The sequence below is a fragment of the Marinobacter nanhaiticus D15-8W genome, from assembly GCF_036511935.1.
Taxonomy (GTDB): domain Bacteria; phylum Pseudomonadota; class Gammaproteobacteria; order Pseudomonadales; family Oleiphilaceae; genus Marinobacter_A; species Marinobacter_A nanhaiticus.
Window position 1 is genome coordinate 4437058 of sequence record NZ_AP028878.1, and the last position, 19799, is coordinate 4456856.

Below are 19799 nucleotides of genomic sequence, written 5' to 3' on the forward strand. Positions count from 1 at the left end.
TCCTCCTCTCCCGATTATTCCTGGTCCTGGAACCAGGGCGCACGTGCGGTCATGATCAACTGGCCCGCGCGCTCTTCATCCATATCTTCAATTTGCATCAGATCGTCGACGGACTGCTCCGCCAGGTCGTCCATGGTGCGTACACCCATGCCGGCCAGTTTGAAGGCCAGGGAACGATCCATCCCGTCCATTTCAAGCAGGTCCTGCGCGGGCTCGTTGCCTTCGAGAGCTTCCTCGCTGGCCAGAGCCTGGTTCAGCAGACGATCCTTTGCACGACGGCGCAACTCCGTCACCGTCTCTTCGTCGAATCCTTCAATGGCCAGCATCTCGTCCATCGGGACGTAGGCCACTTCCTCCAGGGAGGTAAAACCCTCCTCGATCAGGACACCGGCCAACTCCTCATCGACATCAAGATTCTCCGTGAAGTGAGTCAGCAGGCGGTTGTACTCCTGTTCCTGGCGCTCGCCGGCTTCTTCCTCGGTCATCACGTTCAACGTCCAACCCGTCAGGTCGCTGGCCAGGCGGACATTCTGGCCGTTACGACCAATGGCCTGAGCCAGGTTGTCTTCGGCGACAGCCACTTCCATGGTCTGGCGATCCTCATCCATCACGATGGATGCCACTTCTGCCGGGGCCATGGCGTTGATGACCAACTGCGCCGGGTTATCATCCCAGAGCACGATATCGACACGCTCGCCACCCAGCTCGTTGGATACTGCCTGGACCCGCGAACCACGCATACCGACACAGGCACCGACCGGATCGATCCGACGATCGTTGGTCTTCACCGCGATCTTGGCGCGGGAACCTGGATCACGGGCCGCACCGCGGATCTCTATCAGCTCTTCAGCAATTTCTGGCACTTCGATGCGGAACAGCTCGATCAGCATGGCCGGATTGGTACGACTCAGGATCAGTTGAGGCCCACGGTGATCGGTGCGGATTTCCAGCAGCAACGCCCGGACGCGGTCGCCCATGCGGAAGGTTTCACGCGGGATCAGTTGGTCACGGGGCAAAAGCGCTTCTGCGTTCGAGCCCAGATCAACAATAACGTTGTCCCGGGTCACCTTCTTGACGGTACCGGAGATTAATTCACCGACACGGTCACGGTAGCTGTCGACGATCTTCGTACGCTCGGCTTCACGAACTTTCTGGAAGATAATCTGTTTTGCGGCCTGGGCGCCGATGCGGCCGAAGGATACGGATTCGACCTTCTCTTCATGGACATCGCCCGGCTGGAGACTGGTATCGATTTCTTCCGCCTCCTGCATAGTAAGCTCGGTTCCCAGAGCCGGTACCGCTTCGTTATCGACCACTAGCCAGCGCCGGAAGGTTTCATAGTCGCCGGTCTTGCGATCGATCTGGACGCGGATATCCGCCTCCTCTTCCTCGTAACGCTTCTTGGCTGCTGTAGCCAGGGCAAGTTCGATGGCCTCGAAAATGACCTCTTTTTCCACGCCCTTCTCATTTGAGACGGCTTCAACTACCAGCAAGATCTCTTTACTCATCAGATTGCCCTGCCCTTAACCCTTAGACTTGCAGTCAAACGTGTTACTTGAAAACCGGAACTATATTGGCTTTTTCGATACTGTCGATGGGAAGCAGGTACTCATGGTCATCCACGATAACGATGACGTCACTTCCCTCGATGCCCTTAAGGAGGCCCTCGAACTTCCGGCGCCCTTCAAATGCCATGCGCAGGCGGATACGAACCCGATGGCCGGCCCAGGCCTGGTATTGATCGAGACGAAACAGGGGCCGATCCATGCCGGGGGATGATACTTCAAGCGTGTACTCGCTCTGGATTGGATCCTCTACATCGAGCACACCACTAATCTGCCGACTAACGGACTCGCAGTCCTCAACACTGATACCGTTCTCGGTATCTTCGATATAGACCCGAAGAATGGACTTGTGGCCCTGGGCATGAAATTCAATCCCCCAGCAGTCAAAACCCATGCCTTCGATAACCGGCATCAGGATGTTTTCGAGTTGCTTTACCTTGGCTGACAAATTATTGCCGTCTCCAATGCTTTGGGGCGTTATGCAAGACGCTCCCCTAGATTCCGCACAAACAAAACCGCAAGTCCTGTTTGAACGATAGATTCTGCACAAACAAAAAAAGGGCCTGTATTTCAGCCCTTTTTCATGCAATCGGGCCCTTGCGCCAGGCCCCTGAACCAAAAGGCCCCTGGTTGAGCGGGGCCTTCTGAAGTCGTTACGTGCCAGGAAACCCGAACTGCGAATCCCCTGCCGACAGACACCTGGCCTGTCTGAGTGGGCCCGGCCTTGACCGATACCCACCGCAATAATCGCCGGAGTATAAGGACGGCGACAAGACTGGTCAAGGACTGACCAAAAAAAACGGCTTGGTATTCCAAGCCGTTTCAATAATGGTGCCGAAGGCCGGACTCGAACCGGCACGGCTTACGCCACTACCCCCTCAAGATAGCGTGTCTACCAGTTCCACCACTTCGGCAACAACCTTACTCAAGCTCGGGAAGCGCATTACCATTCCCAGCCTCAGAATCTTCGTTCGCAGCGCCTTCCCCATTGGAAGAAGACTCTGCCGGCGTTTCCTGCTCCAGCGCTGGAGTTGACTCTTCAGCAGGAGCGTTTTCCTGCTGAACGGTTGGAATACCGGCTTCGCCGGCCACTTCCGCGCGCTGCTTGGCAAAAACCGCCAAGGTAAAACTTGTGACAAAAAACAGAACCGCAAGGAAGGTGGTCACACGCGTCAGGAAGCTGCCGCTACCCTGACTACCAAACACCGTTTGGGATGCTCCACCACCGAATGCCGCACCGGCATCCGCGCCTTTGCCCTGCTGAATCAGAACGAGACCCACCAGCGCCACCGCAATCACGACGTGCGCAACGACAACCAGTGTTTCCATCCAATCCATAACAAACTCTCTTAAACCGCCTCGCAGATGGCGAGGAAATCAGATGCTTTCAACGAAGCACCGCCGATCAGTCCGCCATCGATATCCGGCTGGGCGAACAACTCAGCCGCGTTATCCGGCTTAACACTGCCGCCGTATAGCAGACTTACCTCTTGCGCCGGAGCGCCCATATCCGCCAACACGCGGCGCATGGCCTGATGTACCGCTTGGGCGTCTTCTGCCGTTGCCGTTTTGCCTGTCCCTATAGCCCAGACGGGCTCATAGGCAATAACGATATGCTTCCAGCCACTACCGGAAACCGACTTCAAGGCTTCCTTCAACTGGGCGCTGACAACATCGACGGCCAGTCCTGCCTCTCGCTGCGCAAGCGTTTCGCCGACACATAGAATCAGATCCAGCTCTGCAGCAAGCCCCTGACTCACCTTATCAGCAATTACCGCGTCGGTTTCGCCAAACAATTCACGACGCTCGGAATGACCAACGATCGCAAACTGACAACCCACATCAGCAGCCATAGCAGCCGAGATTTCGCCGGTGTAGGCGCCCTGGCTCCAAGGCGCAATATCCTGCACCCCAACACCAGCCTCACTTCCGGCCAGCTGCCGCACCCGTGAGACGTAAAGCGCGGGAGGAATAATAACAACCTCCACACCATTATCAAGCGTCGCCAGCCCTTTACCAACCTCTCCGATCAAGGCCTTAGCCAAGTCGTTCGATCCATTCATCTTCCAGTTGGCAGCTACAATCTTACGTCGCATCAGCAGCCCTCTATTCAAGGGAGGGCGAACTATACAGTAGTCCGCAGACAGACACAACCTGATCAGGGCGCGGCATTCGATTGCTCAACACAACCAGCCAAATGGCCGCCGCCCTGAGCACGCCTCAGCCTGTCGGTGAGCTCTTCACCACCTCAGCAAGCTTTTCCGCCCAACGGCGCATTTCGGCCTCATCCTGGCCTTCGGTCATGACACGGATCAGTGGCTCGGTGCCAGAGGCACGCAGCAGCACCCTGCCGGTGGCACCCATTTCCTTCTCTGCCACAGCGACAGCCTCGGCGATATCCGGACGCGACAGCGGATCGAAACGCTCATCCACGCGCACGTTGATCAATACCTGGGGCAAGCGAGTCATTTCACGGCGCAGCTCGCTCACCGAGCGACCCGATGCCCAGGCCGCCAGTAGCACTTGCAACGCTGAGATAATGCCGTCTCCGGTCGAAGTGCAGTCACGCACCACCAGATGACCGGAACCCTCACCGCCGAGCTGCCAGCCATTGGCCACAAGACGCTCCATAACGTAACGGTCACCGACCTTGGCTCGCTCGAACGGAATTTTTTTCTCCTGCAAAGCCAACTCGACCCCAAGGTTGGTCATTAGGGTACCCACGACACCCCCCTTCAAACGCCCTTCGACTTCGCGCTGGGCCGCAATGATGAACATCAGCTCATCGCCGTCGACCACCGACCCATCGCTGTCGATCATAAGCACCCGGTCGCCGTCGCCGTCAAAGGCAATCCCCAGATCCACCTTGTCTTCAAGGACCTTGTTCCGCAATGCGTCCAGGTGCGTGGACCCCACATTCAGGTTGATGTTGAGACCATCCGGAGACGCACCCAGCACACTGATCTTTGCCCCCAGTTCGCGGAACACCTTGGGGGCGACATGGTAGGTAGCGCCATGGGCGCAATCCAGCACTATACGCATGCCTTCAAGCGTAAAGTGGTTAGGCACGGTACTCTTGCAGAACTCCACGTAGCGGCCCGGTGCGTCGTCGACGCGCGATGCCTTACCCAGCTCGCCCGGAGCACAGACCTCGATATCCCGCTCAAGCCAGGACTCGATTTCCGCCTCCACCTCGTCGTTCAACTTCGTTCCCTGGGGCGAAAAGAACTTGATGCCGTTGTCATAGTGCGGGTTGTGGGATGCACTGATAACGATTCCGGCCGAGGCCCGGAACGTACGGGTCAGGTAGGCTATCGCCGGTGTCGGCATGGGGCCGAGCAACGACACGTCCACACCCGCAGCTGACAACCCTGCTTCGAGAGCCGATTCGAACATGTAGCCTGACAGACGGGTATCCTTGCCGATGATCACCCGGTTGCGCTGCCCGTCACGCTTGAACACCTGGCCCGCAGCCCAGCCAAGCTTGAGCATGAAATCCGGTGTAATTGGAGCAGAACCCACACGCCCACGAATACCATCTGTCCCGAAATACTTGCGTTCACTCATTTATTGGCATCCTTCAGTGCAGATACCACCTTAATGGCATCTACGGTTTCCCTTACATCATGTACCCGAATTATCGCGGCACCTTTCATTGCCGCTATTGTCGCGACTGCCAGGCTTGCGGGCAACCGCTCGGAAACATCGCGCCCGGTAATCTGCCCCAACATCGACTTGCGCGACATCCCTACCAGCAAGGGATAACCCAAAGCACCCAACTGCTCAAGCGCTTCCAGAAGCAGCAGGTTGTGCTCCAGGTTCTTGCCGAAACCGAAGCCAGGATCGAGGATCAGCCTATCTTCGGCGATCCCGGCATCCTTGGCCGCAGCCACACGATCCATCAGGAATGCCGTTACCTCAGCATTCACGTTGTCGTAATGTGGATCCTGCTGCATCGTCCCCGGCTCGCCCTGCATGTGCATTACGCAGATCGGAATTGCTGCCGCCGCCGCAGCCTCCAGAGCCCCCTGGCGCTGGAGCGCGCGAATATCGTTGATCAGGCCGGCTCCAAGGGTCGCACTTTGGGCAATGACTTCCGGCGTACCGGTATCGACGGAAATGGCGACGTCGAGTCGCTGATGGATCGCCTCCACGACCGGACATACGCGATCGAGCTCTTCCTGCACGGACACATCCGCCGCGCCTGGCCGCGTCGACTCCCCGCCCACATCGATAAAGCTCGCGCCCTCACGAACCATCCTTTCGGCCTGAGCCAGCGCCGTATCGAGGCGATTGAATCGCCCTCCATCGGAAAAGGAGTCCGGCGTCACATTCAGAACCCCCATGACCTGGGGCCGAGACAGATCGATCAAACGGCCGGCAAAATTCATCTTCACTTCGTCTACCCCCGATCCGTGTTTAAAAGCTACGAGACGTCGCTTTCCCAAACAAAAACGCCGTCCCGTAGGACGGCGTCTTACCTGATGAATCAGGTTACGCGTCAGGCTTTCAAGCGAATGCCAAACCGTTAGTGCTCGCCGGCAGGACCGCCGATACCTTCGCCAGGACGACGACCACCGTCAGAATCGCCCGCAGGCCGCGGTGCCGACTCCGGCTCATCGCTGGGTGCGTTGCCGCCCGCACTTGGGCCGTTCCAGCCTTGAGGCGGACGCGGTGTCTTGCCTGCCATAATGTCATCGATCTGGTAACGGTCGATGGTTTCGTAGCGCATCAGCGCGTCGGCCATCATCTCAAGCTTGTCACGATTTTCCACCAGTAGGCGACGTGCGGTTTCATAGCAGTCGTCGATGATCGAACGCACTTCCTCGTCGATACGCTGTGCCGTTTCAGGCGAGTAGACCGTATGACTCTGCCCGGCAGAGCGACCCAGGAAGGGTTCCTCGCTATCGGTATCGTACTGCAGAGGACCCAGCTTTTCGGAAAGCCCCCAACGGGTCACCATGTTACGCGCAATACTGGTAGCACGCTCGATATCGTTGGATGCACCGGTCGTGACACCCTCAAAGCCAAGAGTCAACTCTTCAGCAATACGGCCACCAAACAGGCTACAAATAGAACTGATCAGGTAGCGCTTGGAGTGGCTGTACTTATCTTCCTCGGGCAGGAACATGGTGACACCCAACGCCCGCCCACGGGGAATGATACTGACCTTGTACACCGGATCATGCTCCGGGACGAGACGCCCAATGATGGCGTGACCGGATTCGTGGTACGCGGTATTGAGCTTCTCTTTCTCGTTCATGACCATGGACTTGCGCTCAGCGCCCATCATGATCTTGTCCTTGGCGAGCTCAAGCTCTTCCATGGACACCAGTCGCTGGTTACGGCGCGCCGCAAACAGGGCCGCCTCGTTCACCAGGTTGGCCAGGTCCGCGCCGGAGAAACCCGGGGTTCCGCGGGCAACCAGCTTGGGATCCACCCCGTCGGCCAAGGGCACTTTCTTGAGATGGACCTTCAGGATCTGCTCACGACCGATAATGTCCGGCAGGTTGACCACGACCTGACGGTCAAAGCGACCGGGACGGAGCAACGCAGGATCCAAAACATCCGGACGGTTCGTCGCGGCGATAACGATAACGCCTTCATTACCTTCAAAGCCGTCCATTTCAACCAGCAACTGGTTCAGGGTCTGCTCACGCTCGTCGTGACCACCACCCAGGCCGGCACCACGATGGCGACCTACCGCATCGATCTCGTCGATAAAGATGATGCAAGGACTCTGCTTCTTGGCTTGCTCAAACATGTCGCGGACACGGGACGCACCCACACCCACGAACATTTCCACAAAATCGGAACCGGAGATGGAGAAGAACGGCACTTTCGCTTCGCCGGCAATCGCCTTGGCAAGGAGCGTCTTACCGGTACCCGGAGGACCGACCATCAACACCCCGCGCGGAATGCGACCGCCCAGGCGCTGGAACTTGCTCGGATCCCGCAGGAAGTCCACCAGCTCCTTCACGTCCTCCTTCGCCTCATCAACACCGGCAACGTCGGAGAACGTTGTCTTGATTTGATCCTCGCTCATCAGGCGAGCCTTGCTCTTGCCGAACGACATGGGGCCTTTGCCGCCACCGCCGCCCTGCATCTGTCGCATGAAGAAAACGAAGAGCGCGATGATGATCAGGATCGGGAACGAGGCCACCAGCAGCTGGGTCCAGATACTCTGGCGATCCGGCTCCTTACCAACGATTTCAACGTTGTTGGCCAGCAGATCATCCATCAGCTTGTTGTCCGGTACCTGCGGACGGATGGTCTCGAAACGGGTGTTGTCTTCACGCACCCCCTGAATTTCAAGCCCATCGATCGTGACCTGCTTGATTTGCCCCTGCTGCACCATTTGCACAAACTGGGAATAATTAACTTGCTGCCCCGTCGTCGTCGGCGAGAAGTTTTGAAAAACCATCAGCAAGACGGCTGCTATGATCAGCCAGAGAACCAGATTTTTAGCCATATCGTTCAAGGATCATCACCTGTGAATGTAAGGGTCACACGCCCGGCGCCACCCCGAAGAAGGTGCCCGGACTCCACCGGAACATCCCCTTTTTTACCAACCTTACATCAATTGTACGCTCGACCACTAGCAATGGAGCAGTGTGGTTGATACGCAGTCAGCGACTTGCCAGCCTTGGCGTCAACTTCCGACTTTCACGCCTGTTCGCCCTTAAAGCCCCGGCAAACTTGGTAAACTTCCCGGGACCTGGAGCGGGACGCCCCTGGCTTACGGCTCGCCACTGAACGAAAATTCATCTTCATATCCTGCAAAAGGGCATCAAAACCCTCGCCCTGAAACACCTTGGCGACGAACACGCCTTCCGGTTTCAGGACCTGCTTGGCCATATCCAGGGCCAACTCCACCAGGTCCATAGCCTTCGGGATATCGACCGCCGGCATACCACTCATATTGGGGGCCATATCGGAGATTACAACGTCGGCACGCTCATCCCCGAGCACCTCAAGCAAGGCATCGAGTACAGACTGCTCGGTAAAATCCCCCTGAACGAAGTCCACACCGGCGATCGGGTTCATATCCAGGATATCGCTCGCGACTACCCGACCCTTGTGCCCGACGCGATCCATGGCCACTTGGGACCAGCCGCCTGGCGCGGCGCCCAGATCGACCACCGTCTGACCAGCCCGGAAGAAGCGATCCTTGTCATCCAGCTCGATCAGTTTGTAGCTGGCCCTGGAACGATAACCCTCAACCTGGGAACGTTTGACATACTCATCGTCGAAATGTTCTTTCAACCAGCGTTTACTGGACTTGGAGCGCGCCAAAATTTTCCTCCCCGGGAGTAGCAACGCTGCGCGAACCGTGCGAATCATGCACCGGCGCTGCCTGATGATACGTACTGACTGCAATTCAACGGGCGCCGGGCAACTGCTACAATTCGCCGATAATACGGATTAGCTGCAGATTATACGGGATAGCCCCGTGCCCTGCCGCCCGAGAATTTTAAATTGCATCCATAAAGAGACTGAATTATGAGCCTGTCGCCGGAACAGCGCCGGGAGTACCGCGCTATTGCCCACCATCTCAAGCCGGTCGTCATCATCGGCGACAAAGGCCTGAGCGAAGGCCTGCAGCAGGAACTGGACCGAGCCCTGAACGACCATGAACTCATCAAGGTCAAGGTTGCCAGTCCGGATCGCGAAGAACGCCGCGAAGCCATCGAAGCGCTGTGTGCGGAATCCGGCGCAGAGCTGGTACAAATGATCGGCAAGGTAGCCATCATCCTGCGCCGCGCTAAAGAACCTAACCCCAAACTGTCCAACCTGCAGCGCCACAAAAACTGAAGCTCCAGTCCCGAGCAAAGTTTTAAGGCGCCCATAAACAAGAAAGCCGGCTTCCGCCGGCTTTCTTGCGTTTGGCGGAGACGTCAGAGGTGTTCGACAGCCTCGATTTCGTACTCGACCGTCCCCGACGGTACACGTACGGCCACGACATCGCCTTCGCTTTTGCCGATCAGGGCCCGGGCAATGGGCGACGTGACGGACAACTTGCCCGCCTTCACATCCGCCTCGTCCTCACCGCAAATCTGGTAGCTAACCTGCTCATCGGTATCGACATTGATCAGCTTGACCGTCACACCAAAGATCACCTTGCCCGTGTTTTCCATCTTGGTCACATCGATGATCTGGGCGGCAGACAGTTTGCCCTCGATTTCCTGAATCCGGCCTTCGATGAAGCTCTGCTGTTCACGCGCTGCGTGATATTCCGCATTCTCTTTCAGGTCGCCATGTTCGCGGGCTTCCGCAATGGCCTCGATAACCCGGGGACGGTCTTCGCTCTTGAGCTTCTTCAGCTCCTCGCGCAGACGCGCCTCGCCGTTGATTGTCATCGGCACTCGATTGTTCATAGCGTTCAAATTCCTGCGTGTAAGTCCTGGAGCCGGCGCACGGTCCGCTCCGGTCCAAATTTAATGGCACGACAAAAGGCTTCGCCACCGGCCAGCGTGGTGGTGTATGTCACTTTATGCTGCAAGGCGGACTGGCGAATCTGGGCCGAGTCGGAAATCGCCTTGCGCCCTTCTGTCGTGTTGATAATCAGCTGGATCTGGCCGTTCTTGATGGCATCCACAATATGCGGGCGACCCTCGCGCACCTTGTTGACCCGCTCAACGTCGATGCCCGCTTCACGCAATGCCTGCGCAGTACCGGTGGTAGCCACCACACGGAATCCGGCATCAATCAGGTCGTGCGCCACCTTGATAGCGCCACCCTTGTCCACATCCCGCACGGAGATGAAGGCGGTGCCTTTTTCCGGCAATCGTTCGCCGGACGCCAGCGCGGCTTTGGCGAAGGCCTCATCGAAGCTGTCCCCAAGCCCCATAACCTCCCCTGTAGACTTCATTTCTGGTCCAAGGATGGGATCGACGGCAGGGAACTTGTTAAACGGGAAGACGGACTCCTTCACCGCATAATACTTCGGCACCACCTCATCCGTGAAGTTCTGTTCCGCGAGGGAACGCCCCGCCATGCAGCGCGCTGCCACCTTCGCGAGGGAAACACCGATCGCCTTGGATACGAAAGGCACGGTCCGCGATGCCCGCGGATTCACCTCGATCACGTAGATGGTATCGTCCTGCCAGGCAAGCTGGACATTCATCAGACCAACCACTTCCAGCTCGATCGCCATGCGGCGCACGGTCTCGCGCATCTCGTCCTGAACCGCCTTGGGCAAGGTGTAGGGCGGCAACGAGCAGGCAGAGTCGCCAGAGTGCACGCCAGCCTGCTCGATATGCTGCATGATACCGCCGATCACCACGTCCTTGCCGTCGCTGACCGCATCGATATCCACCTCAATAGCGGCATTGAGGAAGTGATCGAGCAATACCGGGCTATCGTTGGAGACCAGGACAGCGTTACGCATGTAGCGCACCAGCTCCACCTCGTCATAGACGATTTCCATCGCCCGGCCACCCAATACGTAGGATGGGCGTACAACCAGCGGATAGCCGATTTCCCGCGCCGCCATCACGCCCTCTTCGTGACTGCGAACAGTTGCATTGTCCGGCTGGCGCAGGTTCAGGCGGTTGATCATCTGCTGGAAGCGCTCACGGTCTTCGGCACGATCGATCGCATCCGGCGTCGTTCCGATAATGGGCACACCCGCCGCCTCAAGGCCGCGCGCCAACTTCAGCGGCGTCTGGCCGCCGAACTGGACGATCACGCCCTTGGGCTTTTCGATATTCACGATCTCAAGCACGTCTTCGAGGGTAATCGGCTCGAAGTAGAGGCGGTCGGACGTGTCGTAGTCCGTCGATACCGTCTCCGGGTTGCAGTTGATCATGATGGTCTCGTAACCGTCCTCGCGCATGGCGAGGGCAGCGTGGACGCAGCAGTAATCGAACTCGATGCCCTGCCCGATCCGGTTGGGGCCACCACCGATCACGACGATCTTGTCGCGATCGGAAACGTCCGCCTCACACTCTTCCTCGTAGGTGGAATACATGTAGGCCGTATCGGATGCGAACTCCGCGGCACAGGTATCGACGCGCTTGTAGACCGGCCGGATATCCAGGTCATGACGATGCTTGCGCAAGCTCGCTTCGGAGATACTCAGCAGCTTGGCCAGGCGCGCATCGGAGAAGCCCTTACGCTTGAGACGGAACAGGGTCGCGTGATCGATGTCCGTCTTGCCGGCGGTCTTGAGCGCAGCCTCTTCCTTGATCAGGTCCTCGATCTGCACCAGGTACCAGGGATCGACATGGGTATGACGATAGACTTCGTCCACGGTCATACCCGCCCGGAAGGCGTCGCCGATATACCAGATGCGGCTGGCGCCCGGCACGTTCATCTCCTGGATCAGCGTTTCGCGGCCGTCCTGGGTATTGACGTCAACCATCTCTTCGAAGCCTTCGGAGCCTACTTCCAGGCCGCGCAGGGCCTTCTGCATGGACTCCTGGAAGGTACGACCGATTGCCATGACCTCACCCACGGACTTCATCTGGGTGGTCAGGCGCGCGTCCGCCTGCGGGAATTTCTCGAAGGTAAACCGGGGAATCTTGGTAACGACGTAGTCGATGCTCGGCTCGAACGACGCCGGCGTAATGCCGCCGGTGATGTCGTTGCGCAGCTCATCCAGCGTATAGCCAACAGCCAGCTTGGCCGCGACCTTGGCAATCGGGAAGCCGGTCGCCTTGGAGGCCAGTGCCGAGGAGCGGGAGACCCGCGGGTTCATCTCGATGACGACCATGCGGCCGGTTTCCGGATGAATACCGAACTGCACGTTGGAGCCGCCGGTTTCCACGCCAATCTCACGCAGGACCGCCAGGGAGGCGTTCCGCATGATCTGGTATTCCTTGTCGGTCAGCGTCTGCGCCGGCGCGACGGTGATGGAATCGCCGGTATGGACGCCCATGGCGTCGAAGTTCTCAATGGCACAAACGATGATGCAGTTGTCCGCCTTGTCGCGGACCACTTCCATCTCGTATTCCTTCCAGCCGATCAGCGATTCATCGATCAGCAATTCGTTGGTCGGTGACAGGTCCAGACCGCGCTCGCAGATTTCCTCGAACTCTTCGCGGTTATAGGCAATACCGCCGCCGGAACCGCCCATGGTGAAGGAAGGACGAATGATGCAGGGGAAACCGATGCTGTCGAGTACTTGCAGTGCCTCTTCCATTGAGTGGGCCATGGAGGCGCGCGGTGTCTCGAGGCCGATGGCCTTCATCGCTTTGTCGAAGCGATCACGGTCTTCGGCCTTGTCGATCGTGTCGGCGTTGGCACCGATCATTTCCACGCCGAACTCATTCAGAACACCGTGCTTTTCCAGATCCAGGGCGCAGTTCAGGGCCGTCTGGCCGCCCATGGTCGGCAGAAGCGCATCGGGACGCTCCTTTTCGATGATCTTGGAGACCGTTTTCCAGGTGATCGGCTCGATATACGTGGCATCGGCCATGGCCGGATCGGTCATGATCGTCGCCGGATTGGAGTTCACCAGGATCACCCGATAACCCTCTTCACGCAGCGCCTTGCAGGCCTGGGCCCCGGAGTAGTCGAATTCACACGCCTGCCCGATCACGATGGGGCCGGCGCCCAGGATCAGGATACTCTTGATATCAGTACGTTTTGGCATTTCGTCGTAAACCTGTCAGCAGCTTAAATCAGTCTTCAGCGCGTGCCGCGTCGGCGCGGCGGTCCTGGGCCCTCAGGCCGTCTTCGAGGCTGCCCCTTCATCCATCAGGCGGATAAAGGTATCGAACAGCGGCGCCACGTCGTGAGGACCCGGACTGGCTTCCGGATGGCCCTGGAAGCTGAATGCCGGTCGGTCTTTCCGGCGGACCCCCTGGAGAGTGCCGTCAAACAGGGATTTGTGGGTGGCGATCAGGTTTTCTGGCAGGCTGGACTCATCCACCGCGAAACCATGGTTCTGGCTGGTGATCATTACCGTGCCGTCTTCAAGATCCTGCACCGGGTGGTTGGCGCCGTGGTGCCCGTGCCCCATCTTATGGGTCTTGGCGCCACTGGCGAGCGCCAGCAACTGGTGACCGAGACAGATGCCGAACACCGGCACGTCGGTCTCGAGGATTTCGCCGATGGCCTTGATGGCATAGTCACAAGGCTCCGGATCGCCCGGACCATTGGACAGGAAAACCCCATCCGGATTCATCGCCAGCACCTCAGAGGCCGGGGTCTGCGGCGGCACAACGGTGATGTCGCAGCCACGGGAGGCCAGCATGCGCAGGATGTTGAACTTGATGCCGTAGTCGTAGGCGACAACGCGATACTTGGGCGCCGCCTGCTCGCCGTAACCTTCCGCCAGGGACCACGCAGTCTGGCTCCATTTGTAGCTGGTCTGGCTACCGGTCTCCCTGGCCAGGTCCATTCCCTTGAGCCCCGGGAAGGCCCGCGCCAGCTCCAGCGCCCGCTCTTCGGTCGCATCCGCGCCCGCTACGATGGCGCCGTTCTGGGAGCCTTTATCCCGCAGGATACGGGTGAGACGTCGGGTATCGATATCGGCAATTCCCACCACGTTGTTATCACGCAGGTAGACATCCAGCGGCCGCGACTGACGCCAGCTGCTGGCCAGCAAAGGCAGATCGCGGATAATCAGACCGGCGGCCTGGATACGATCGGACTCGACGTCCTCTTCATTGACACCGGTGTTGCCGATATGGGGATAGGTCAGCGTGACGATCTGGCGGGCATAGGATGGGTCGGTCAGGATTTCCTGGTAGCCGGTCATCGCGGTATTGAACACGACCTCGCCACTGGTTTCGCCGTCGGCGCCGATGGCGACCCCTTTGAACAGGCTACCGTCTGCGAGTGCAAGGATTGCGGGTGTACTCAAGGCTTGTATCCTCATCGAGTGGCGTATCGTTAGTTCCGAATCGGGCCTCTCCTGCCCCCACGGTCATTGACCCACGGGAACAGGTAACCCCAACGTCACGAACAGGATGGAACCTCTGATTCAGTCTATTGACCTTTCTGCAAGCCTCAATCCCAACTTCCAGGGTGAGCCGGAATTATCGCAGACTGAATCAGAGGTTCCCTAAGCGCAAATTCAGGTCGCAAAAAAGCGAGAGGGAGATTGTTACTCCGTCCCGCTTTTTTGATACTTAGCTTCGAACACTAAGTCATTTTCAAACTACGCTTGGTGCAGTTAAACCGCCTTATTGTAAAAAATTCGACCTATTCTGTCCACGACAAAAGCCGCCGAAGTGGCGGCATACGTGCTACCCCCGAGAACTCAGCTCTCCTGCTTGAGATTCAACACGTCCTGCATGTCGTAGAGACCTGCCGGCTTGTCCGCAAGCCAGAGTGCTGCACGCATGGCACCCTTGGCAAACGTCATACGACTGCTCGCCTTGTGCGTGATTTCCACGCGTTCGCCGATACCGGCAAACAGGACGGTATGATCACCCACCACATCGCCGCCCCGAATCGTCTCAAAACCAATCTCGGTGCGGGAGCGCTCACCGACAAAACCCTCACGGCCATAAACGGCGCATTCCTGCAGGTTGCGTCCCAGCGCGCCAGCCACCACTTCACCCATGCGCACCGCTGTGCCGGAGGGCGAGTCCTTCTTATGCCGATGATGGGCCTCGATGATCTCGACATCATAATCATCGCCCAACGCCTGGGCAGCGGTACGCAACAGGTTCAGAACCACATTTACGCCCACACTCATGTTGGGTGCGAACATGATGGGGACATCTTCGGCAGCCTGGCTTAACTCATTTTTTTCGGCCTCGTTCATGCCAGTGGTGCCGACCACCATTCTCTTGCCGTGCTCCCTACAAAACCGGGCGTTCTTCAGGGTCAGATCCGGGAAGGTGAAATCGACCAACACATCGAAATCGCCCTTGGCCTTTTCCAAGCCGTCGATCATAAGGACACCGGACTTGCCGACACCGCTCATTTCGCCGGCATCGACCCCGACCAGACTGCTGCCAGGCTCGACAATCGCCGCCCCCAACTCAAGACCGTCGGCCTCAGATACAGCCTCGATCAATACTTTGCCCATACGCCCGGCAGCGCCCATGATCGCTATTTTCATGGTGACCATCCTTCTGGTGACCCTTTTAAATTACTGTTCTGACTTGGTTGCCGTCCCGATACCGCAATGACATGCCACACGACCACATTGCCGCCGGCCACCGCTGACAGACCTCAGAACTTCATCTCGTCAAAGAAGCTTTTCACACCTTCGAACCAGGAGGTCTTACGGGGCGCATGGTTGTTGCCATTCTGACCATCGAGCGTCTTCTGGAATTCTTCCAGCAACTCTTTCTGCCGCTTGGTCAGGTTCACCGGCGTCTCTACGATAACCCTGCACAGCAGATCGCCGGATGGACCGCCGCGCACTGGCGTGACCCCCTTGTTCCGTAATCGGAACAGCTTGCCGGTCTGGGTTTCCGCCGGAATCTTCAGCTTGACGCGACCATCCAGCGTCGGCACCTCGAGCTCCCCGCCCAGCGTCGCATCAACGATGCTGATCGGCACTTCGCAGTACAGGTTACGGCCATCGCGGGTAAAGATGGAGTGCTCTTTAACTGCAACCTGGACATACAGGTCCCCAGCCGGGCCGCCATCCATTCCCATTTCGCCTTCACCAGACAGACGAATGCGGTCGCCGGTATCGACACCGGGCGGCACTTTGACAGAGAGCGTCTTGGGCTGCTCGACACGGCCCGCGCCATGACACTTCTTGCAGGGGTTCTTGATGACCTTGCCAGAACCACGACAGGTCGGGCAGGTCTGCTGCACGGCAAAGAAACCCTGCTGCATACGGACCTGCCCCATACCGGCACAGGTTCCGCACGTTTCCGCCTTGCTACCCTTTTCGGCGCCGGAACCATGGCAGAGGTCACACTCGACATGGCCGGGCACCTTGATCTGCACCGTCGTGCCCTTGACCGCTTCTTCAAGGTCCAGCTCGAGAGTGTAACGCAGGTCGGCACCGCGGTTGCTACGACCACGGCCACCACCAAAAATATCGCCAAAAACGTCGCCGAAGATATCAGAGAAGCTGGCACCGCCTCCGCCGAAGCCACCCGCGCCGGCCTGACCGTCCACGCCGGCATGGCCGAACTGGTCATAGGCGCTGCGCTTGCTCGCGTCAGCCAGGATCTCGTAGGCTTCACTGGCTTCCTTGAACTTGTTTTCAGCTTCCTTGTCATCCGGATTACGGTCCGGGTGATACTTCATCGCGAGCTTGCGATACGCGCGCTTTATTTCTTTCTCATCCGCGTCCTGCGAGACGCCGAGAACCTCGTAATAGTCGCGTTTGGCCATGTTCTGATACCCATTTCAGGCTCCACTTGCAGAGGAGCCTTGTGACAGCTTTACAACCGCGCCCGCCCGCTTCGGCGGCCGCAATTTATGATTCCATCAAACGCGCAAAACGCGGGAAGCTGGCTCCCCGCGTTTTGCGTACTTTCAAGAAGACCTCGCGCTTACCGCTTGTCTTCGTCTTTCACTTCTTCGAACTCAGCATCGACAGCGTCGTCGCTGCTGGACTTGGCGCTTTCTTCGCCTTCAGCCTGGGCTCCCGCCTGCTCGGCCTGATCGGCGTACATCTTCTGCGCCAGCTCGGAAGACGCTTCGGTCAGCTTCTGGGTCTTCGCTTCGATGTCGTCCTTATCGTCGCCTTTCAGCGCTTCTTCTAGCTCGCTGATGGAGGCTTCGATGGACTCCTTCTCCTGCTCCGACACCTTGTCGCCGGCCTCGGATAGGGTCTTGCGCACGGCGTGAACCATACCATCGCCCTGGTTACGTGCCTGGACCAGCTCCTCGAACTTGCGATCGTCCTCGGCATTGGCCTCGGCGTCCGCGACCATCTTCTCGATCTCGTCCTCGTTCAGACCGGACGAGGCCTTGATCACGATGGACTGCTCCTTACCGGTTGCCTTGTCCTTCGCAGACACATTCAGGATACCGTTGGCGTCGATATCGAAGGTGACCTCGATCTGAGGTACACCACGCGGCGCCGGCGGGATATCCGCCAGGTCGAAGCGACCCAGGGACTTGTTTTGGCTTGCTTGCTTACGCTCACCCTGGACCACATGGATGGTTACCGCAGTCTGGTTGTCATCGGCGGTCGAGAAGGTCTGCGACTTCTTGGTCGGAATCGTCGTGTTCTTCTCGATCAGCGCCGTGGACACGCCGCCCATGGTTTCGATACCCAGGGTCAGCGGAGTGACGTCCAGCAGAAGCACGTCTTTCACATCGCCTGACAGGACCGCCGCCTGAATCGCCGCACCCATGGCAACCGCTTCGTCCGGGTTCACGTCCTTACGCGCTTCCTTACCGAAGAAGTTCTTAACCTTTTCCTGGACCTGCGGCATACGGGTCTGACCACCGACCAGGATAACCTCGTCGATTTCGCTGCTGTCGACACCGGAATCTGCCAGCGCGATCTTGCACGGCTCAAGACTGCGGTCGACCAGGTCTTCAACCAGCGCTTCCAGCTTGGCGCGGGTCAGCTTGACGTTCATGTGCTTCGGACCACTCTGGTCCGCCGTGATGTACGGCAGGTTCACATCAGTCTGCTGGCTGCTGGACAGCTCGATCTTCGCCTTCTCGGCAGCTTCCTTCAGGCGTTGCATCGCCAGGGAATCGCCGCGCAGGTCGATACCGCTGTCTTTCTTGAACTGGTCCGCCAGGTACTCGATGATCTTCATGTCGAAGTCTTCACCACCGAGGAAGGTGTCGCCGTTGGTGGCCAGCACTTCAAACTGATGCTCACCGTCAACGTCGGCAATCTCGATGATCGAGATATCGAAGGTACCGCCACCCAGGTCATAAACGGCTACCTTGCGGTCACCGCTCTTCTTGTCCAGGCCATAGGCCAGGGCCGCAGCCGTCGGCTCGTTGATGATGCGCTTCACCTCGAGACCGGCAATCTTGCCGGCGTCCTTCGTCGCCTGACGCTGGCTGTCGTTGAAATAGGCCGGAACGGTGATGACCGCTTCGGTCACCTTTTCGCCGAGATAGTCTTCGGCGGTCTTCTTCATCTTCTTCAGCACTTCCGCAGAGACTTGCGGCGGCGCCATCTTCTTGCCTTTTACTTCAACCCAGGCGTCGCCGTTGTCCGCGTTAGTGATCTTGTAAGGCACCATCTTGATGTCTTTCTGCACGACGCTATCTTCGAAGCGACGACCAATCAGACGCTTGATGGCATAAAGGGTATTGTTCGGGTTGGTCACCGCCTGACGCTTGGCAGATTGACCGACCAGCGTTTCACCCTCTTCGGTGTACGCAATGATGGACGGCGTAGTGCGATCGCCTTCCGCGTTCTCAATCACCTTGACCTTGTCGCCATCCATGATGGCTACACACGAGTTGGTGGTCCCCAGGTCGATACCAATAATCTTGCTCATTGAATGACTCCAGTTCCTTTAGCTGCTGATCTGCTTCGCTTGCAAATAAATTCTTGGTTTGGCTCGGTTTGCTTACCGTTTACAGCCTATATTGGCTCGGTCCGTTCGTTTTCAAGCCTGTTCGTCAATTTTTGCGGTGTCGTCCGGACGGGCAACCACAACCATGGCCGGGCGCACCAGGCGCTCGTTGAGGGTGTAGCCCTTCTGGATGCATGCAACGACACTGTTCGGCTCCGCATCCGGCGCCGGCACCATCGACATCGCTTCGTGAAGCTGCGGGTCGAACGGCTCGCCCACAGGATAGACCGGCTTCACGTTGAACTTCTCGAGACTGTTCATGAACAGACTGAGAGTCATCTCCGCACCTTCCCGGATCGAGGCGACGACTTCATCGGACGAGGCCTTGCCCTCGGTGCTCTCAACCGCCTTCTCCAGGCTGTCCGCCACCGGCAGGAGCTCCTTGACGAATTTCTCCAGGGCGAACTTGCGCGCCTTTTCGACATCGATTTCCGCCCGGCGACGTACGTTTTGCATTTCCGCCTGGGTGCGCAGGACGAGCTCCTTCTGCTCCGCCACTTGAGCTTGAAGCGCTTCCAGCTCGCTCATCTCCTGGCCCTGCCCGCTGCCTTCCGGCCGCTCGGCTTTTTCCTGATCGGCGCCAGCCTGTTCCGAACGCTCCTGATCGGAGCCAGCCTCGTCGGCCTCTGCCTTCGCCTTCTGCTCGCCGGAGCTGCGCCCACTACGAGCCGGATCCAGCGCGTCCTCGGGAACCGCCTTCAAATCGTCCTCGGGATGGTCTTTGCGGGTGTCTTCTGCGCTCATCAGTCACTCCTGATCAATCATCTCTGACGGGCGAAACCGCCCTCGTCCAATAGCTTGCCAGCGA

16 protein-coding genes and 1 tRNA gene are annotated in these 19799 nt (G+C 58.3%); 1 reads left to right on the forward strand and 16 read right to left on the reverse strand.

The genetic code is table 11. The annotated features are described in order from the left end of the window. Nucleotides 1-14: 14 nt before the first annotated feature. The 9 genes from nusA to rlmE all read right to left on the reverse strand — a co-directional run bounded on the left by nusA (nt 15) and on the right by rlmE (nt 8864). A complete protein-coding gene (gene nusA / locus RE428_RS19870) occupies nt 15-1508 on the reverse strand; it encodes a transcription termination factor NusA (RefSeq protein WP_004580427.1) in 1494 nt (497 codons plus the stop codon). Between the two features lie 43 nt (nt 1509-1551). Further along, nucleotides 1552-2013, reverse strand: coding sequence for a ribosome maturation factor RimP (rimP, locus tag RE428_RS19875; protein ID WP_004580426.1), 462 nt, complete (start codon nt 2011-2013; stop codon nt 1552-1554). Between the two features lie 381 nt (nt 2014-2394). Beyond that, nucleotides 2395-2479, reverse strand: a tRNA-Leu gene (locus RE428_RS19880). 7 nt (nt 2480-2486) lie between these two features. Continuing rightward, complete coding sequence (gene secG / locus RE428_RS19885) at nt 2487-2903, reverse strand: preprotein translocase subunit SecG (protein WP_004580425.1); 417 nt, start codon at nt 2901-2903, stop codon at nt 2487-2489. Nucleotides 2904-2914: 11 nt separating this feature from the next. Beyond that, nucleotides 2915-3661 carry a triose-phosphate isomerase gene (tpiA, locus tag RE428_RS19890; RefSeq protein WP_004580424.1) on the reverse strand — a complete coding sequence of 249 codons (747 nt, stop codon included), beginning with the start codon at nt 3659-3661 and terminating at the stop codon, nt 2915-2917. A 124-nt stretch (nt 3662-3785) separates the two neighbouring features. Then, nucleotides 3786-5132: a phosphoglucosamine mutase gene (gene glmM, locus RE428_RS19895; protein WP_004580423.1), complete on the reverse strand. Its 1347-nt coding sequence runs from the start codon at nt 5130-5132 to the stop codon at nt 3786-3788. Further along, entirely contained in the window at nt 5129-5956 is an 828-nt protein-coding gene (folP, locus tag RE428_RS19900) for a dihydropteroate synthase (RefSeq protein ID WP_004580422.1), read from the reverse strand. Before folP ends, glmM begins: the two co-directional genes overlap by 4 nt. A gap of 137 nt (nt 5957-6093) precedes the next feature. Further along, entirely contained in the window at nt 6094-8037 is a 1944-nt protein-coding gene (gene ftsH / locus RE428_RS19905) for an ATP-dependent zinc metalloprotease FtsH (RefSeq protein ID WP_004580421.1), read from the reverse strand. Between the two features lie 194 nt (nt 8038-8231). Further along, complete coding sequence (rlmE, locus tag RE428_RS19910; RefSeq protein ID WP_264673109.1) at nt 8232-8864, reverse strand: 23S rRNA (uridine(2552)-2'-O)-methyltransferase RlmE; 633 nt, start codon at nt 8862-8864, stop codon at nt 8232-8234. Between the two features lie 204 nt (nt 8865-9068). On the opposite strand from rlmE, the gene yhbY reads away from it, so the two are divergent. Continuing rightward, nucleotides 9069-9380, forward strand: coding sequence for a ribosome assembly RNA-binding protein YhbY (yhbY, locus tag RE428_RS19915; RefSeq protein ID WP_004580419.1), 312 nt, complete (start codon nt 9069-9071; stop codon nt 9378-9380). An 83-nt stretch (nt 9381-9463) separates the two neighbouring features. Here the strand turns inward: yhbY and greA are convergent, their stop codons facing one another. The 7 genes from greA to grpE form a co-directional block, all read right to left on the reverse strand. After that, complete coding sequence (gene greA / locus RE428_RS19920; protein ID WP_081614575.1) at nt 9464-9943, reverse strand: transcription elongation factor GreA; 480 nt, start codon at nt 9941-9943, stop codon at nt 9464-9466. 5 nt (nt 9944-9948) lie between these two features. After that, entirely contained in the window at nt 9949-13164 is a 3216-nt protein-coding gene (gene carB / locus RE428_RS19925; RefSeq protein ID WP_004580417.1) for a carbamoyl-phosphate synthase large subunit, read from the reverse strand. 72 nt (nt 13165-13236) lie between these two features. Beyond that, nucleotides 13237-14379, reverse strand: coding sequence for a glutamine-hydrolyzing carbamoyl-phosphate synthase small subunit (carA, locus tag RE428_RS19930; protein ID WP_004580416.1), 1143 nt, complete (start codon nt 14377-14379; stop codon nt 13237-13239). 399 nt (nt 14380-14778) lie between these two features. Then, nucleotides 14779-15588 carry a 4-hydroxy-tetrahydrodipicolinate reductase gene (gene dapB / locus RE428_RS19935; RefSeq protein ID WP_004580415.1) on the reverse strand — a complete coding sequence of 270 codons (810 nt, stop codon included), beginning with the start codon at nt 15586-15588 and terminating at the stop codon, nt 14779-14781. Between the two features lie 113 nt (nt 15589-15701). Beyond that, nucleotides 15702-16826, reverse strand: coding sequence for a molecular chaperone DnaJ (dnaJ, locus tag RE428_RS19940; protein WP_004580414.1), 1125 nt, complete (start codon nt 16824-16826; stop codon nt 15702-15704). A 161-nt stretch (nt 16827-16987) separates the two neighbouring features. Beyond that, nucleotides 16988-18913, reverse strand: coding sequence for a molecular chaperone DnaK (gene dnaK, locus RE428_RS19945; protein WP_004580413.1), 1926 nt, complete (start codon nt 18911-18913; stop codon nt 16988-16990). Nucleotides 18914-19024: 111 nt separating this feature from the next. Then, a complete protein-coding gene (grpE, locus tag RE428_RS19950; RefSeq protein WP_004580412.1) occupies nt 19025-19735 on the reverse strand; it encodes a nucleotide exchange factor GrpE in 711 nt (236 codons plus the stop codon). Nucleotides 19736-19799 lie beyond the last annotated feature (64 nt).

Excerpts from the sequence above, each read along its gene's own strand:
- nusA (WP_004580427.1), bottom strand. The coding sequence starts at position 1,508 with ATGAGTAAAGAGATCTTGCTGGTAGTTGAAGCCGTCTCAAATGAGAAG.
- secG (WP_004580425.1), bottom strand. The coding sequence starts at position 2,903 with ATGGATTGGATGGAAACACTGGTTGTCGTTGCGCACGTCGTGATTGCG.
- tpiA (WP_004580424.1), bottom strand. The coding sequence starts at position 3,661 with ATGCGACGTAAGATTGTAGCTGCCAACTGGAAGATGAATGGATCGAAC.
- glmM (WP_004580423.1), bottom strand. The coding sequence starts at position 5,132 with ATGAGTGAACGCAAGTATTTCGGGACAGATGGTATTCGTGGGCGTGTG.
- folP (WP_004580422.1), bottom strand. The coding sequence starts at position 5,956 with ATGAATTTTGCCGGCCGTTTGATCGATCTGTCTCGGCCCCAGGTCATG.
- ftsH (WP_004580421.1), bottom strand. The coding sequence starts at position 8,037 with ATGGCTAAAAATCTGGTTCTCTGGCTGATCATAGCAGCCGTCTTGCTG.
- yhbY (WP_004580419.1), top strand. The coding sequence starts at position 9,069 with ATGAGCCTGTCGCCGGAACAGCGCCGGGAGTACCGCGCTATTGCCCAC.
- greA (WP_081614575.1), bottom strand. The coding sequence starts at position 9,943 with ATGAACAATCGAGTGCCGATGACAATCAACGGCGAGGCGCGTCTGCGC.
- carB (WP_004580417.1), bottom strand. The coding sequence starts at position 13,164 with ATGCCAAAACGTACTGATATCAAGAGTATCCTGATCCTGGGCGCCGGC.
- dapB (WP_004580415.1), bottom strand. The coding sequence starts at position 15,588 with ATGAAAATAGCGATCATGGGCGCTGCCGGGCGTATGGGCAAAGTATTG.
- dnaJ (WP_004580414.1), bottom strand. The coding sequence starts at position 16,826 with ATGGCCAAACGCGACTATTACGAGGTTCTCGGCGTCTCGCAGGACGCG.
- dnaK (WP_004580413.1), bottom strand. The coding sequence starts at position 18,913 with ATGAGCAAGATTATTGGTATCGACCTGGGGACCACCAACTCGTGTGTA.
- grpE (WP_004580412.1), bottom strand. The coding sequence starts at position 19,735 with ATGAGCGCAGAAGACACCCGCAAAGACCATCCCGAGGACGATTTGAAG.